This is a genomic window from Pseudomonas sp. B21128, assembly GCF_044218865.1.
GTDB lineage: Bacteria > Pseudomonadota > Gammaproteobacteria > Pseudomonadales > Pseudomonadaceae > Aquipseudomonas > Aquipseudomonas iridis.
In genome coordinates, this window is the sequence record NZ_CP162590.1 from 5,125,457 (window position 1) to 5,141,640 (window position 16,184).

13 protein-coding genes are annotated in these 16,184 nt (G+C 58.4%); 4 read left to right on the forward strand and 9 right to left on the reverse strand.

The features are described from left to right. Nucleotides 1-9: 9 nt before the first annotated feature. Nucleotides 10-1,536, reverse strand: a complete 1,527-nt coding sequence (locus AB4P91_RS23275; RefSeq protein WP_150594674.1) for a nucleobase:cation symporter-2 family protein — start codon at nt 1,534-1,536, stop codon at nt 10-12. Nucleotides 1,537-1,743: 207 nt separating this feature from the next. Here AB4P91_RS23275 and AB4P91_RS23280 point away from each other — a divergent pair, with 207 nt between their 5' ends. The 3 genes from AB4P91_RS23280 to AB4P91_RS23290 are packed head-to-tail and all read left to right on the forward strand — an operon-like array spanning nt 1,744 to nt 3,463. Next, on the forward strand, nt 1,744-2,238 hold the full coding sequence (locus tag AB4P91_RS23280; protein WP_150594673.1) for a PAAR domain-containing protein: 495 nt from the start codon (nt 1,744-1,746) through the stop codon (nt 2,236-2,238). A gap of 49 nt (nt 2,239-2,287) precedes the next feature. After that, nucleotides 2,288-3,037: a hypothetical protein gene (locus AB4P91_RS23285; RefSeq protein ID WP_395603799.1), complete on the forward strand. Its 750-nt coding sequence runs from the start codon at nt 2,288-2,290 to the stop codon at nt 3,035-3,037. Then, complete coding sequence (locus AB4P91_RS23290) at nt 3,038-3,463, forward strand: DUF4952 domain-containing protein (RefSeq protein WP_395603800.1); 426 nt, start codon at nt 3,038-3,040, stop codon at nt 3,461-3,463. Here the strand turns inward: AB4P91_RS23290 and AB4P91_RS23295 are convergent. From AB4P91_RS23295 to AB4P91_RS23305, 3 genes are all read right to left on the reverse strand, one after another. Beyond that, nucleotides 3,445-4,287: an arylamine N-acetyltransferase gene (locus tag AB4P91_RS23295; protein WP_395603801.1), complete on the reverse strand. Its 843-nt coding sequence runs from the start codon at nt 4,285-4,287 to the stop codon at nt 3,445-3,447. The genes AB4P91_RS23290 and AB4P91_RS23295 overlap by 19 nt on opposite strands. Nucleotides 4,288-4,387: 100 nt before the next feature. Beyond that, the gene (xth, locus tag AB4P91_RS23300; RefSeq protein ID WP_395599072.1) at nt 4,388-5,182 is read right to left on the reverse strand and encodes an exodeoxyribonuclease III; all 795 of its coding nucleotides are present in this window, start codon (nt 5,180-5,182) and stop codon (nt 4,388-4,390) included. 125 nt (nt 5,183-5,307) lie between these two features. After that, a complete protein-coding gene (locus tag AB4P91_RS23305) occupies nt 5,308-6,174 on the reverse strand; it encodes a pirin family protein (RefSeq protein WP_150688398.1) in 867 nt (288 codons plus the stop codon). 367 nt (nt 6,175-6,541) lie between these two features. Here AB4P91_RS23305 and dkgB point away from each other — a divergent pair, with 367 nt between their 5' ends. Further along, entirely contained in the window at nt 6,542-7,345 is an 804-nt protein-coding gene (gene dkgB, locus AB4P91_RS23310; protein WP_395603802.1) for a 2,5-didehydrogluconate reductase DkgB, read from the forward strand. 17 nt (nt 7,346-7,362) lie between these two features. On the opposite strand, the gene AB4P91_RS23315 is transcribed toward dkgB, so the two are convergent. The 5 genes from AB4P91_RS23315 to mgtA all read right to left on the reverse strand — a co-directional run bounded on the left by AB4P91_RS23315 (nt 7,363) and on the right by mgtA (nt 15,993). After that, nucleotides 7,363-10,581 (reverse strand): transporter substrate-binding domain-containing protein, encoded by a 3,219-nt coding sequence (locus AB4P91_RS23315; protein ID WP_395603803.1) that lies wholly within the window; start codon nt 10,579-10,581, stop codon nt 7,363-7,365. A 10-nt stretch (nt 10,582-10,591) separates the two neighbouring features. Next, nucleotides 10,592-11,218: a response regulator transcription factor gene (locus tag AB4P91_RS23320; protein ID WP_150594665.1), complete on the reverse strand. Its 627-nt coding sequence runs from the start codon at nt 11,216-11,218 to the stop codon at nt 10,592-10,594. Nucleotides 11,219-11,353: 135 nt separating this feature from the next. Continuing rightward, entirely contained in the window at nt 11,354-11,776 is a 423-nt protein-coding gene (locus AB4P91_RS23325) for a chemotaxis protein CheY (protein WP_395603804.1), read from the reverse strand. A gap of 85 nt (nt 11,777-11,861) precedes the next feature. Beyond that, nucleotides 11,862-13,070, reverse strand: coding sequence for an EAL domain-containing protein (locus tag AB4P91_RS23330; protein WP_395603805.1), 1,209 nt, complete (start codon nt 13,068-13,070; stop codon nt 11,862-11,864). Nucleotides 13,071-13,293: 223 nt separating this feature from the next. Then, a complete protein-coding gene (mgtA, locus tag AB4P91_RS23335) occupies nt 13,294-15,993 on the reverse strand; it encodes a magnesium-translocating P-type ATPase (protein ID WP_395603806.1) in 2,700 nt (899 codons plus the stop codon). Nucleotides 15,994-16,184 lie beyond the last annotated feature (191 nt).

Sequence of the window (16,184 nt, forward strand, 5' to 3'; positions counted from 1 at the left end):
TGCCAGCGATCAGACGTGCTCGCTGCTCTTCACCTGCACCTTCGGTGCACCGTGACCATGCTCGTGATCCGTGTCCACTTCGATCACCGGCACTTCCTTGCCATCGCAGTCATGCAGTTTGCCGTCGCTGAAGTAGTCACCCTCACGCAGCGCCGCCAGATCGCGATAGCGCAGAGTCCGCTCTTCCGCCACCGCAAACACCGACTGCTGGTCAGAGTTGCCGGCAGTGAAGTGGTTGAACGCCAAGTTAAGCAGGATCGCCATGATCGCCGACGAGCTGATGCCCGAGTGGAAAATGGTCGCGAACCAGCTCGGGAATTGATCGTAGAAGCTCGGCGCAGCAATCGGGATCATGCCGAAACCAATCGAGGTCGCGACAATGATCAGATTGACGTTGTTACGGTAATCAACCTTCGACAACGTACGGATACCACTCGCGGCCACGGTGCCAAACAACACAATACCTGCGCCGCCGAGTACCGAAGTCGGCACTGCCGCGATCACCCGGCCCATGAATGGCAGCAGGCCGAGGACCACCAGAAACAGACCACCGGTGGCGACCACAAAACGACTCTTGATCCCGGTCACCGCCACCAGGCCGACGTTCTGGGCGAAGGCGCTCTGGGTGAACGAGCCGAAGATCGGCGCAAACATACTCGACAGCATGTCCGCGCGCAGTCCATTGCCCAGACGTTTGGAATCAACCTTGGTGCCGATGATTTCACCCACCGCGAGAATGTCCGCCGAGGTTTCCACAAGCGTCACCATGACCACGATGCACATCGACAGGATCGCTGCGAAGTGGAAAGTCGGCATGCCGAAATGGAACGGTGTCGGGAAGCCGAACATCGGGCCGGTGGTGACGCCAGAAAAGTCGGCCATGCCAAGGAACACTGCCAGCACCGTGCCGATCACCATCGCCAACAGGATCGACAAGCGCGAGATGGTAGAGCTGCCAACCTTGCTCAGCAGTAGCACCAGTACCAGCGTGACCGCTGCCAGACCGATGTTCTGCATGCTGCCGAAGTCAGGCGCGTGGCTATTGCCGCCCATCGCCCAGCGCGCGGCCACCGGCATCAGCGTGAGGCCGATGGTGGTGATCACAATGCCGGTCACCAGCGGCGGGAAGAACTTGGTAATGCGCGAGAACACCGGGGTAATCAACAGACCGATCAGCGACGCGGCAATCACCGCGCCAAGCACCGCCTGGAAGCCACCCTCCCCGCCACTGCTGACGATCGCGACCATGGTCGCAACGCCGGAGAACGACACACCCTGTACCAGCGGCAACTGACAGCCGAAAAACGGTAGACCCAGGGTTTGCAGCAGTGTCGCCAGCCCCCCCGCAAACAATGAAGCAGCAATCAACAAACCAATGTCCGCAGGCGACAGCCCGGCCGCCTGACCGATGATCAGTGGCACCGCGACGATACCGCCATACATGGTCAGAACATGTTGCAGGCCGTAAGCCATATTCGCGCCGACCCCGAGGTTTTCGTCCTCGGGCCGTGGGTGTGAAACATGGGGCGTTTTCATGGTGGGGGGTTCCCTGGTTTTTGTTATGCGCACACTGTATTCAATACTCGCGACAAGTGTCCACCGCTTTGTATACAAAAATCATCTCCAGTTATCCAAAATCAGAACTGCGAAGAGCTATTGAGCTCAACCTCAGCGCGTGGCAGGATCGGCGGCCTGCCGTATGGATTAACGGAACCCTTCTCGGGATCAGATAAGGAATTCACCATGAGTGGAAAACCAGCAGCACGCGCTACAGACGCCACAAACTGCCCTGGGCATGCCGCACAGAAAATCGCAGCCGGCTCGCCCGACGTTTTTTTCGATGGATTGCCAGCCGCGCGCCTCGGAGATCCTGCCTCTTGCGGCAGCACAATCAGTGGCAATATTTCGGCAACGGTCTTCATCAACGGAAAAAATGCCGCTACGCAAGGCAGCCTTGGCACTCACGGCGATGTCATCGTCGGCGGCTCCGGCACAGTCATCATTGGCCAAAGTGGCGGTGGCGCAGCGGTCAGCCCAGTTCCCCCGATCAACCTCGGCTTCGACGAGCAATTCACCCTGTCGGACGCCGACGGCGAGCCTGTGCCGGACTTCGCTTATAAAATCACCACCGCCTCAGGCAAGATTTTCCGCGGAGTCACCAATGAACGGGGGCTGACCCAACGCGTTTCCACCAGGGCAACCGAACTGTTGCATCTGGAACCCGACGACCTGGCCTGAACAGATGGAACCAGTCTGCTGAAAATTATCTGAAGGAGTTGTAACCAGCATGGCGCTTGCGATCCTGAACAATAATCTAGCCCCCTCGAACAGGCAGGGCGGCAGTACCCACCCGTCTACCGTCGTCACCAAATACACCAAACGCGCTGACGACGACGGCTGGCTAAGCGTAAAGCTCGAACCGAAGGGCACCCTCGTCGCGCTGTGCGAATTCACCAAAGTGACCCTCGCCAAGGAGTCAGGTGGTCGAACCTACTTCCGGATTGCCGATGGCAACTCGGAATTTGTCGGGCAGACCGCCAGCCTGAAGACCGAAAATGCCTTGAAGTACCTGATGGACACGCCGCCCACAGGGCCGGCGACTGTTAAGGTCAAATACACCGGCGCACCGACCCATGCCGTATCGGAGTTCAAGGGTAAACTCCTTCAGCAATGGGCCCAGGTCAGTTTCAACGGCATCACGGCAAAGGTGACACTCAATAGTCAGTGGGGTGGCCAATACACACCGATCCCGCCCGGCCGCCACCGGATCATGGCACCCGATCGCTCTCACGGGAACATTTCAACCGGCGGCTATAAGACCAAAGGCAGCCTGCATTGCACGGATGTCTGGTTTCCAATCGAACTGCAAGGCACGAAAGGCAACAGTAGCCGTTACATCCATGTCGGCCATTTGTCCGACGGCTGCGTCACTTTTTATGAGCTGATCAAATGGAACGATGTCTACGATTACCTCATTTGCCGGCGAGTCAAAGGTGAAGGCGGGAAATATGTCGGCGAACTGCTGGTGGAGAAATAAATGATTCGGCTGTTCCTGATCCGATTGATACCCGCGCTGTTGCTGGTAATTGCCAACAGCGCCAGTGCCGACTTTGGCTGTGATGACTTTCTGTCGAAGCTCGCAGACAAGCCATCGTTTGTTGAATTCAAAGGCTGCAAGCAGGCGATTGACCGCATGGGCCAGCCATTTTCTGCCAGCTATGAAGTATCCGGGGCCAATGCTTCGAAAGCCGAACAGTACCTTGAAAAGCACTTCGGGATAGCGCCGATCACGCGCGCCTGTTGCGCCTGGGACTCGACCCAAAATGGTTTCAAGGATCCGGCAACAGGCATCAACTACCTGATCAGCATTGGCTCAGAGGAAACAGAGGTCGGGCAACGAGAGTCGTGGGCCAAGATCAATCTCTTTACGATCCAGGTCGATGCTTACGCTGAGGATCCCTGACCCGACTCGATAAGGCGTCTGAGCACCGGCCTCAACAATTCTGGGCTCGCGACCTGTATCCCGAACTCAACCTCAAGCAGATCGAGTAGATCTTCCACATCCGCTACATCACGCCGCTCGCTCTCGGCGCCGATGCGGTGGATCGCGAAACTGCCATTGTTCAATGTGCGCCGCCAGCCATCGCCAGTACGCGCAACCATCAGGCGATGGGCAAACGGTGATTGCGGATGCGTCGAGACGTACCAGTTGCCGATGGTGAAATCGATGTCTTCCTGGCGTTGCAGATCGAACAGGTACATCGGCCGCCATTCGCCCCCGACATTGGCGCGCAGCATGTAGCCATCGGGTTGTTTTTCGATGCGATACGGTTCGTGCGGTGTGGCTTGCTCGGCCTCGGTATCCAGCATCAGCGGTGCGGTCGGCACCATGCCGCCGAAGCCGACATCGGTGACGTAACGCACGCCGTCGAGGGTGACCAGACTCAAGCGGTGGGTGCGCGCGGCCCAGGTGCCTTCGGGCTGAGTCATGACCACGCGCCCGCTGATGGCACGAACGTCGAAGCCCAATTCAAGCAACAGGGCAAAAAACAGATGATTGAGTTCGTAACAGTAACCGCCGCGACCACCGTGCAAGACTTTATGCTCAATCGAGGCAAGATCGATCAATACCGGGGCGCCGGTGACCGTTGCGAGATTTTCAAAGGTGAAAGCGCCGGTATGGCGCCATTGCAACTTGCGCAGGGTTTCCAGGGTCGGCGGCGGTGGCGCCTCGAAACCCAGGCGTTGCAGATACTGTTTCAGATTCGTCAGGCGGGGCTCACTCATTGCTCAGTCCTTATGCATGGGGCCGCAAGTCACTGCGTGGATGGTCGCCATGTATACGGTATGGGGCGTTGAATTCGACAATTGATTTCACCAATCGCCTCTAGCGTTTTTTCCGTGAACCGATGCGGATCCAGGTCGGTGCATGGTCGCTGGCGTGCGGTTCATTGCGTACCCAGGCATCTACGCCGGCCTCATGCAGGTAAGGACTCAGCACCGGATTGAGTAACAGATGATCGATGCGCAGGCCGGAGTTGCTTTGCCAGTGCTGGCGGAAATAATCCCAGAAGGTATAGAGCCGCTCTTCGGGGTACAGATGCCGCAGCGAATCGGTCCAGCCCTGGTCCAGCAATCGCTGATAACACTCGCGGCTTTCGGGTTGCAGCAACGCATCCTTCAGCCATGACCGAGTGTTGTAGATGTCCATGTCGGTGGGCACGACGTTGTAGTCGCCGGCCAGCACCACGGGGTGATCACTGCTTTGCAGATCTTTCGCATAGGCTATGAGCCGTTCGAACCATGCCAGTTTGTAATCGAATTTCGGCCCCGGCTGCGGGTTGCCGTTGGGCAGGTACAGGCAACCGACCAACACGCCGTGCACCGCCGCTTCCAGGTAACGGCTGTGCTTGTCCTCGGGATCGCCGGGCAAGCCCCGCCGACTCTCCAGCGGTTGCGCATCGCGGGCGAGGATCGCCACACCGTTCCATGCCGCCTGACCGTGCCAGATCGCGCCGTAACCGGCCGCTTCCAGTTCGGTGGCAGGGAACGCGCTGTCGAGTGATTTGAGTTCTTGCAGACAAACGATGTCCGGCTGCTCGCGCTTGAGCCACTCCAGCAGATTGGGCAGCCGCGCGCGCAGGCCGTTGACGTTGAAAGTGGCGATCCGCAGGTTTTTCATCGTCCGGGGCTCGTGTCAGAGGTTGTGAAAATTCTGACCTTGTCGGCCCCGCACTGGTTGCATTGGATCGTTCCGCGACTATCGCGGGCAGGCCCACGCCCACAGGTTTTATGTTATGGCTGGAATTACCCGTGCATTCGGCCAAAACGCCCGGACTGGAAGTCAGCGAAGGCCTGGTGGATTTCCTGCTCGGTGTTCATCACGAACGGGCCGTGGCCGACGATCGGTTCGTCGATCGGCTCGCCGCTCAGCAGCAACACCACAGCGTCGGTGGCGGCTTCAAGAGCCAGTTGACGGCCGTCGCGCTCGAACAACACCAGTTGCCCCTGCTCCGCCGATTCTTGCTCATTGATCTGCACCGAACCTTTCAACACCACAAGCGCAGTATTGCGCCCTTCGTGCAGATCCAGCGTCAGCAACTTGCCAGCGTTCAGGCGCAGATCCCAGACATCAATTGGCGTAAAGGTGCGCGACGGACCTGTGTGGCCGTCGAACTCACCGGCGATCAAACGCAGGCTGCCGGCATTGTCCTTGAGCGCGATGCGCGGGATGTCACGATCGAGAATTGTCTGGTAACCCGGCGCAGCCATCTTGTCCTTGGCGGGCAGATTGACCCACAGCTGAACCATTTCCAGCTTGCCACCGGTTTTGGCGAAGTTTTCCGAGTGGAACTCTTCGTGGAGTATTCCGGAAGCGGCGGTCATCCATTGCACGTCGCCCGGGCCGATGGTGCCACCGCTGCCCGTGGAGTCGCGGTGCTGCACTTCACCGTCGTAAACAATCGTTACGGTTTCAAAACCACGGTGCGGATGCTGACCCACGCCGCGCTGCTCGGTGGTCGGCGTAAATTCGGCAGGCCCCGCGTGATCGAGCAGCAAGAACGGGCTGATGTGTTGGCCGAGGTTGTCGTAGGAAAACAGTGTGCGAACCGGAAAACCATCGCCGACCCAATGGCCGCGAGGGCTGGTGTAAATCCCGATGATGTTTTTCATGATTGGCTCCAAAGGTGTGAATGACGCAATGGATTAAGCTTAATTGCATGACGATGATTGCACTAGATGGCAAAAATTAGCTTCATCGTTCTATCTGGAGGACAGTGAACTTCGGCAGCCTCAAGACCGACTCGCGGCGCTCGCTGGCAAATCAGCTCTCACAGGTTTTCGGGATGTAAATACAATTCAGCACCAACACAATTCCCTGTGGGAGCGAGCCTGCTCGCGAAGAGGCCAGGCCAGACATCACAAGTCCCGGAATTGATTCATGATTTCTGATCAACAATGCTTTGCGCTACCAACGGTTTTTCCCACAAAAGCAAACGCGGATACTCCCCCCATTCCCACTGCAACCCCTGGAGTCTTCATGTCTGTTCCCGCTTTCGGCCTTGGTACGTTCCGCCTGCAAGGCCAGGTGGTCATCGATTCAGTGAGCACCGCCCTCGAACTCGGCTATCGGGTCATCGACACCGCACAGATCTACGAGAATGAAGCCGACGTCGGCCAGGCCATCGCCGCTAGCGGTATCCCGCGTGAAGCGCTGTTTATCACCAGCAAGATCTGGGTTGCCAACTTCGCCAAAGAGCGCCTGATCGACAGCCTCAAAGAGAGCCTGCAAAAACTGCAGACCGACTACCTCGACCTGACGTTGATCCACTGGCCATCACCGGACGATCAAGTGACCGTCGAAGAGTTCATGACGGCCCTGCTGGAAGCCAAGCGTTTGGGCCTGACCCGGCAGATCGGTATTTCCAACTTCACCATCGACCTGATGAAACAGGCGATTGCTGCCGTCGGTGCCGACAACATCGCGACCCATCAGATAGAGCTGCATCCGTACCTGCAAAACCGCAAAGTAGCCGGGTTCGCCCAGAGTCAGGGCATCCACATCACCTCATACATGACCCTCGCCTATGGCGAAGTGCTGAAAGACCCTCTGATCCAGCAGATCGCCGAACGCCTGCACGCCACCCCGGCACAAGTCACTCTGGCCTGGGCCATGCAGTCGGGTTATGCGGTGATTCCGTCATCGACCAAACGCGCCAACCTGCAAAGCAATCTCGGCGCCACGGCCCTGACGTTGAGCGATGCCGACATGGCGCAAATCGCCACGCTGGATCGCGGCCATCGCCTTACCAGCCCGAAAGGCATTGCGCCTGACTGGGATTAATCAGCGCGACTGAATGCTCAGCCCTGAAGACGCTGCGCGAGACCATTCATGGCCTCGCGCAACGTATAAACCGCCATGACCACGGTATCGGCTTCGGCCTCGATAGACGCCTGTTCAACACCCGCGCACGCCGCCACCACACGCGCTGCCCCCACCATTTGCGCGCCGCCCTTGATGTGATGAACCAGTTCGCGCAACCCGTCGCAGTCATGCTCGTGGTTCAACTCGTCGAGGCGTTGCAGATCGTGGTGCAGGCTGCGCAAAACCTCTGCACGCAGGCGCTCAATCATCGAGTGATCATCGCCGGCCATCTGCTCCAGTGCGCTCAGGTCGATTTCTGTCAGGGCCCTGTCTTCGATCGGTTCGATACCACTGTCGCAATGGCTGGCCCCCGTCAACGCCTGCTGCAAATCGTGCAAGCGAATGGGTTTGAACAGGCATTCGTCCATGCCGGCATCAAGGCAGCGAACCGTCTCCTCGACCTGCGCATTGGCGGTAAACCCGATCAAGAGGCAGGGCGCGCGGCCGCTCGCAGCTTCTTCGTCACGGATGGCCCGCGCCAGTTCATAGCCGTTGCGCCGCGGCATGTTGCAGTCGGTGATGACCACGTCGAAGGGCTGTGCTCGCCAACGTTCCAGTCCTTCATGTCCGTCTTCGGCGGCAATTGTCCGATGGCCCAGTTCACTCAACTGCCAGCTCAGCAACAATCGGTTCACCGGATGATCATCCACCACCAGAACGCTCAGTGAGCAAACAGGCGTATCCTGCGTCAGCGGTGTTGGCGGGGCATGCGCGATGCCGGCCAGCAGGGGCAGTTCGAGGTTGACTTGCACTTGCGTACCGCTACCCGGCTCGCTGTCGAGGTGCAACCAGCCGCCCATCATTTCGCAAAGGCTGCGACTGATCACCAAGCCCAATCCGGAACCACCGCGCGCCGATTGAGCGTTATTGCTTGCCTGTACGAAAGGGCTGAACAACCGTTGCCGATCCTGCGCGCTGATACCGATCCCGCTGTCCTTGATGATCACTTTCACGGCCAGTCGCTCAGCCGACACCGCTGTCACTTTTAGCCACAGGCTCACCTCGCCGTCTTCAGTGAACTTGATCGCGTTACTGAGCAAGTTCGACAACACTTGTTTGAAGCGCGTCGGGTCAATCAATACATCAAGGTCGCTGTGCTCACCCAACTCGACGTGCCACAACAAGCACTTCTGTCGCGCCAGTCCTTCAAACACCCGGCACACCGACACCACCAGTTCCCGCAGGTTGGCCCGCTCGGGCGCCAGGGACAAATGCCCGGTTTCAATGCGCGCGATGTCGAGGATGTCGCCGATCAGTGCCAGCAACTGTTGCCCGGCATTGGAGGCCACCTGAATGGCCAGGCGATCCGTCACGCCCTCATCGGCGCGTTTGAGCGCCAGCTCAAGCATCCCGATCAATGCATTCATCGGCGTACGAATTTCATGACTCATAGTCGCCAAAAACGTGGTTTTGGCCCGATTGGCGTCGTCCGCTGCGTCCTTGGCTTGCTGCAATTGTTGTAACCACTGCTGACGCTGACGGATCTGTCTGCGCTGAAACCCGATCCAGATCAGCGCCGCCAGCAGCAGGCTCGCCGCCCCCGCAAAACCCAGCAGAATCTCGCGGCGATGTCGGAGCCAATAGCTTTCTTCCACCACCACATCATGACTCCAGCGTGCAACCAGTTCGTCCATCTGTTGCGGAGCGATGCTCAGCAATGCCTTGTTCAGGATCGAATGCAGCATCGGAGACTGTGGCGCGGTGGCCAAGGCAATACGGGCCGGTTGATCGCCAACGGTGCTGACAATACGCAGACGCTCGCGATGCTGACGGGCAATCACAAACCGCGCCACCAGCAACGAACTGACGGTGGCGTCTGCCTGCCCCTTGGCAATCAACGCCATGCCTTCAGCGGGGCTTTTGGCTTCAACGAAACGTAATGCCCAGACCCGTTCCTGCAAATAACCGCGCAACGGGTGGCCCCGATAAATCGCCAGCCGTTTATTCATCAGGTCATCGAGATTGCGCGGGCTCGACGCCGTTGTCGCACCGACCAGCACAAACGGATTGTTCAGATAGGCCCGAGTGAATTGCAGCTCGTTTTCACGCTCGCTGCTGGGCGTCACTACGGGCAACACGTCAAGCTCACCGGCCTGCAGTTGCTCGATCTGACGATCCAGCGACAGCCCGCGCACGATCTCGAAATTCAGCCCGCTGCGTTGACTGATCAGGCTCAACAGTTGGGCCGCAAGCCCACTGAAACGGCCATCCGCGTCAAAAAAACTCAGTGGGGCAAAATCTTCGATGCCGCCGACCCGCACCACCGGATGTAGATCCAGCCACTGCTGTTCTGCGGCACTGAGTTGCACCCGTGTTTGCTCAGCCATTTCGGCAAGACCGACGCTCCAGCGCTGTTCGATACGTTGCCGATGCTCCATGGGAATCGCCGCCAGCGCCTTGTCGACGAGACGTTTGAGGCGCACATCGCTGCGCATCAGCGCAAAGCCGAACGGGTTGGCATCAAGCCCCGCGGGTCCTGCCAATTGCAGATCATTTCGATAATTGGTGTTGATCAAGTAACTGGCACTGATGAAATCGCCCAGATAAACATCATCCGCACCGAACGCAACGGCTCCCAGTGCATCCATTGCCGAGGCGTAAAGATGCACGCTCGCTTCAGGGTAAAACGCCTGCACCGTCGCCAGCTGCATGTAATCCTCGACCATGGCGACCCGCTTGCCCGAGAGATTCATCGGCATGGACTCTTCGAGCCGGGTAACCAGCATTGGCTGATCTTCGGCATAGGGTCGGGACAGAACGATCGCAGGGTCGGCGATCTCAAAACTGTTGGAGGTCCCCAATACATCGAGATCGCCACTCTTGAGTGCCGCCATCACCGCATCACGGTTGGCAAAACGCCGGACTTCGATTCTGAGGCCAAGCAGTTGCGCCAGCAGATCGGCATAATCGGCTGTGAGCCCTTCCAGTTCATGCTGATTGCGGGTGATCTCGAACGGTGGGTAATCGCGTCCTGAAATGCCCATGCGCAACACCGGATGCTGACGCAACCACTGGCGGTCCTGTTCGTCTAGGCGGAGCTGGACATTATCCAGCCCGGCGCGAGTCAACACCTCGAGAACCTGCGGCGCTTCATTCGCCCAGCAAGTGGTAACAAGGCTAAGCCACAGCCAACAGACACGCGCGCCCTGGCTCATGTCCGGCTATTCAGATCAAATGATTGCGCTTGGCGAAATCGCGCAAGTGCACCGCTGTACCCATCCCGAGCTTCTTCATCAATCGGGTTTTATACGTACTGACGGTTTTATGACTGAGGTGCATGTCCTCGGCAATTGTCTTGTTGGGCTTGCCCTGCGCCAGTTGCACGAAAATGCTCAACTCTCGATCAGAGAGCTGATCGATCATCTGTTTTTCCGTGGCTTGTACTGCATTCAACACGCTGAGGTTGTCGGGCATCGCGGTAAAATAGGTGTAGCCCGACATCACTGCCTGAATGGCTTTGTGCAGCTGTTGCAGTTGATTGGTTTTGGTGACGTAAGCCATCGCCCCAGCGCGCAGACAGCGCTCCTGGTAAAACAACGGGTCGTGAGAACTGAAGACCAGAACCCGGCACTCAAGGTCGTTGGCCTTGATTCGGGCCAGGACGTCCAGCCCGTCGAGGGCTGGCAGATGCAAGTCGAGCACGACCAGCCGGGGCCGGTGCTCGCGGACCAATTGCACCACTTCGTTGCCACTGGACGCCTCGTGAATCTCTTTGAAACCTTCGGTTTGCAGCACGATTCGGATGGCGGCGCGCACCACCGGGTGATCGTCGACGATCAGCGCTGACTTCATTTCCACTCCCACTACAAAATCTGGCAATAAGACCACCGGGATCGGCTGATCCAGACTCAATGGCTGCGCAGCGACTGTTACACGCAACGGAATGGAAATCACCTGTCAGATCTGACAGTTGTGGCGAGGGCATTTTTATGCATAGGCCCGACGCTGCTCAGCCCCAGCCTGTTTCCATCGGGGTGCATCGACCAAAGCCATCAAGTGTCTGATTGCCTGTTCATTGGGCAGCGCCGCATGACTGATCTGCACGTTCTCCTGCGCAAAACCTGATTTCCCCTGCAACGGCGCCGAAGGTTCGTTGTAGATCAGCGCATGACGCACCTGGGGGTTTTCCAGGAAAAACCCCAGCAGATCCAGCGACCCCATCGCCAGTTCAGCGTTGATAACCACCACGTCGAACGGTTCGCAGCCGTAGTCCACCAGCGTCAACAGCTCGGCAATACTCTGCACCGGGGCCACGCGGTAGTAGTCGAGGCCGTTGAACAGACGCTCGACTTTCATCCGGTGAAAATGCTGCGGATCGGCGATAAGGATACGCAGGGCTTTATTGATCATGGTCAACCTCCCGGTGATCAGGTTTTTGGGTGCCGCAAGACTACGCAACCTCAACGGCCGGTTCTGTAGGACATTTCCTAAAAATTCATTCGCCCGAGATCTGCCGATCGCTGCGCCGTTGCAGCCAGTTCAGCAAATCGGTTCCGGACATCGGTCTTGCGTACCAGTATCCCTGCCCTTGCGTGCATCCCAGTGCCAGCAGTTCGCGGCGCTGCGCATCGGTCTCGATGCCCTCGATCACCACGGTCATGCCGAGGGTTTCGCCAAGCGCCAAGGTGCTGCTGATTGCTGCCCGACAACGGGGTTCACGCTCAAGGTTACGAATGAAATCAGCGTCAAGCTTGATCTCGTTGAAGGGCAACTGACACAAGCGCTGCAGCGAGGAAAACCCGGCCCCGAAGTCGTCGATCGACAAGCGACAACCCATCATCCGCAACCGCACCAGACTTTCCAGGCTGGTGGCCGGCGCTTCCAGCAAACCGCTTTCGGTCAGTTCAAAGGTCAGGCACGCGCCTTGAGCGGCGTGGCGCGCCAAAATGCCTTTGAGGGAGGCGGTCAGCTCAGCGTTGGCCAACTGCACGGCTTGCAGGTTGAACGCCAGATTCAGGACGAAACCCTGCTCCCGGGCGCTTCGTTGAATATCCAAAGCCTGATCGAGCTGAGAGAACAGCAACGCGTCGAGCAGGCCACAGCGTTCCAGCACTGGCATGAACAGCGCCGGCGAAATAATGCCCCGGGTTGGATGCAGCCAGCGGCAGAGCACTTCTGCACCGCAGACTTCACCGCTGCGAAGATTGAATTTTGGCTGATACCAGGCGTGCAACTGCCCATCGGCCAGCGCCCGACGCACGGACACCTCACCGGCCAGAGTGACGACCGCAGGCGCAACCTCGAGAAGGCTCGGCCGCTCAACATATCTGTCCAGCAGATCAGCCAACACCCGGGCATGCAGTGGTTTGCCGACATCGCCCAGCAGGTCCAGACCGAGCAGCGTAACCATCTGATGCACCGCGCGGCGCAGATCGGCCGACAACGAGCTGCTGATGATGACCGACTTGACCTGCCCGGACGCGCCTACACGTTGCAAGAACTGCAGGCCGTCCATGCCCTCCATTTGCATGTCGCACAGGGCAATGTCTACGCAGCCGATGTCCTTCAACAGGGCCAGTGCCTGCGCGCCGTCACTGGCTTCGTATATCAGACGACACCCCAGGCTTTGCAGGATGCTGACCGCAACCGAGCGTTGGAACGCATGATCTTCGAGCACCAGAATTCGAAGCGGTTGAAGGGACATGTTCGTTGCCTCGATGAGGGGAAATTCGCTCAAGTGTCCTGCGTTTCTGCGTTGAACTCGTTAGGAAAAATCTTAAATCTCATCGGACTTATCCTAAATATCGAGGACTTGGTTAATCGAAGGCAGTGGCTGTCTTTGGTAACGCGATCTTTTGATCTGACTTCAAAAAACCAGGATCAAAAGATCGCAGCCTTCAGCAGCTCAGGGTTGGATGACCCTGCTGTTACTGCCAGCCGAACCGGCGGATGTAGAAACCTTTCACCGCCTGAGTCAGCGCCATGTACGCCAGCAGAATCACCGGCAGGAACACGAAGTACATCGACGGCAACGCCTGCAATTTGAAGTAGTGCGCCAGCGGCCCCATCGGCAGGAAAATGCCGACCGCCATGATGATTCCGGTCATCACCAGCAGCGGTAGCGCCGCACAGCTTTGTACGAACGGAATCTTCGGCGTGCGGATCATGTGCACGATCAGCGTCTGGGTCAGCAGACCCACCACGAACCAGCCGGACTGGAACAGCGTCTGGTGATCCGGGGTGTTGGCATCAAACACGTACCACATCAAGGCGAACGTTGTGATGTCGAAGATCGAACTGATCGGCCCGAAAAACAGCATGAAACGCCCGACATCGCCCGGCTGCCAGCGTTGCGGTTTCTTCAGCATCTGCTCATCGACGTTGTCGAACGGAATGGCGATCTGCGAAATGTCGTAGAGCAGGTTTTGCACCAGCAGGTGCATCGGCAGCATCGGCAGAAACGGAATAAATGCACTGGCAACCAGCACCGAGAAGACGTTGCCGAAGTTGGAACTGGCGGTCATCTTGATGTACTTGAGCATGTTGGCGAAGGTGCGACGCCCTTCGAGTACGCCCTCCTCCAGGACCATCAGGCTCTTTTCCAGCAGAATGATGTCCGCCGCTTCCTTGGCGATATCGACCGCGCTGTCGACGGAAATGCCGATGTCGGCGGTGCGCAACGCCGGTGCGTCGTTGATGCCATCACCCATGAAGCCGACTACATGGCCGTTACCTTTGAGGATGCGCACGATGCGCTCCTTGTGCGACGGCGTCAGCCTGGCAAAAACGTTGGTGGTTTCCACCGCCACGGCCAGTTCGGCGTCGCTCATGCGCTCGATGTCGTTGCCCAGCAGCAGGCCTTGCTGAGCGAGGCCGACTTCGCGGCAGATCTTCGCGGTGACCAACTCGTTGTCACCGGTCAGCACTTTCACCGCCACACCATGTTCGGCCAAAGCCTTGAGCGCCGGTGCGGTGCTTTCCTTCGGTGGATCGAGAAACGCCACGTAACCGATCAGCGTCAGCTCCTGCTCATCAGCCAGGCTGTAGGTGTCGCGCCCCTCAGGCATCGAGCGGGCCGCTACTGCCACCACGCGTAAGCCTTCAGCGTTGAATGCTGCGGTGACCTGACGAATCCGGGTCAGCAATTCATCGCTCAAGGCTTCGTCGACGTCGCCGTGACGCACGCGGCTGCACACCGCCAGCACTTCTTCCACCGCGCCTTTGCAGATCAGTTGATGCGCCTGGCCGCGCCCTTCTACCACGACCGACATGCGCCGGCGATTGAAGTCGAACGGGATCTCATCGACCTTGCGAAACGCTGTGCCGACCTTCAGCTCACGGTGGATTTCCACATGTTCCAGCACGGCCACGTCCAGCAGATTCTTCAGCCCGGTCTGGTAGTAGCTGTTCAGGTAAGCCATTTCCAATACGTCGTCAGAATCTTCGCCCCAGACATCAACGTTACGCGCGAGGAAGATTTTGTCCTGGGTCAGCGTGCCGGTCTTGTCGGTGCACAGCACGTCCATGGCGCCGAAGTTCTGGATCGCGTCGAGGCGTTTGACGATGACTTTTTTGCGTGACAGAAAGACCGCGCCTTTGGCCAGTGTCGAGGTGACGATCATCGGCAGCATTTCCGGGGTCAACCCGACGGCAATCGACAGCGCAAACAGCAGTGCTTCGGTCCAGTCGCCCTTGGTGAAGCCATTGATGAACAGCACCAGCGGCGTCATCACGAACATGAAGCGGATCAGCAACCAGCTGACTTTATTGACCCCTTGCTGGAACGAAGTGACCGCACGATCGGTAGCGCCGACACGCTGCGCCAGCGCACCGAAGTAGGTGCTGTTGCCGGTGGTGAGAATCACCGCCACCGCCGTGCCAGACACGACGTTGGTGCCCATGAACAGGATGTTGTCCAGCTCCAGCGGATTGCGTGTATCGCGATCCGCCTGACGCGGAAATTTCTCCACCGGCATCGATTCACCGGTCATCGCGGCCTGACTGACGAACAGGTCTTTGGCGCTGAGCACCCGGCAATCGGCGGGAATCATGTCGCCGGCCGACAACACGATCAGATCGCCCGGCACCAGTTGCTTGATCGGCAATTCGCTGCGCGGTGCATCACGTCGCATCACTGTGGCGGTGTTACTGACCATCGCTTTAAGCGCGTCGGCAGCCTGGTTGGATTTGCTTTCCTGCCAGAAGCGCAGCAGCGTCGACAGCACCACCATGGAGAAAATCACCACGGCCGCTTTAAGGTCTTCAGTCAGCCACGAGATCACCGCAAGCAGCGTCAGCAGCAGGTTGAACGGGTTTTTGTAGCAGTGCCACAGGTGGATCCACCATGGCAGCGGCTGCTCGTGCTCGACTTCATTGAGGCCGTATTGCGCACGCAGGGCATCGACTTCGAAATCGGTAAGGCCATCGGAGTGCGTGCCCAGTGAAGAGAGCAGTGCTGAGCTGTCGCTGTGCGCCGCATCGACCAGGGTGTTGGCCAGGGTTGGCGGGACTTCACGGCTGACCGTGGTGTCGTTGATGGTTTCCAGCAACGCCAGGCGGCGGAAGTGCCGGGCGATGTGGCGGGTACGCAGAAAACCTGCGAAAAATTCCTTGAGCGTAAATTTCATGGCTGTTGCCCCTGTGGTCAGCCGGGAAACCGTCAAGCAGGTACGACCGCGCCTCGTCCGCCGGCAAAACCGGCACGGCAAGGCATGGCGCGCCGGTCAGAAAAGACAGGCGTGTCGATAGGGCTGCGATGGCGACTTTTAAGTCGACATCGCGCTCTGTTCAGCGTCGATGAGAAGGACGTCGAGACATG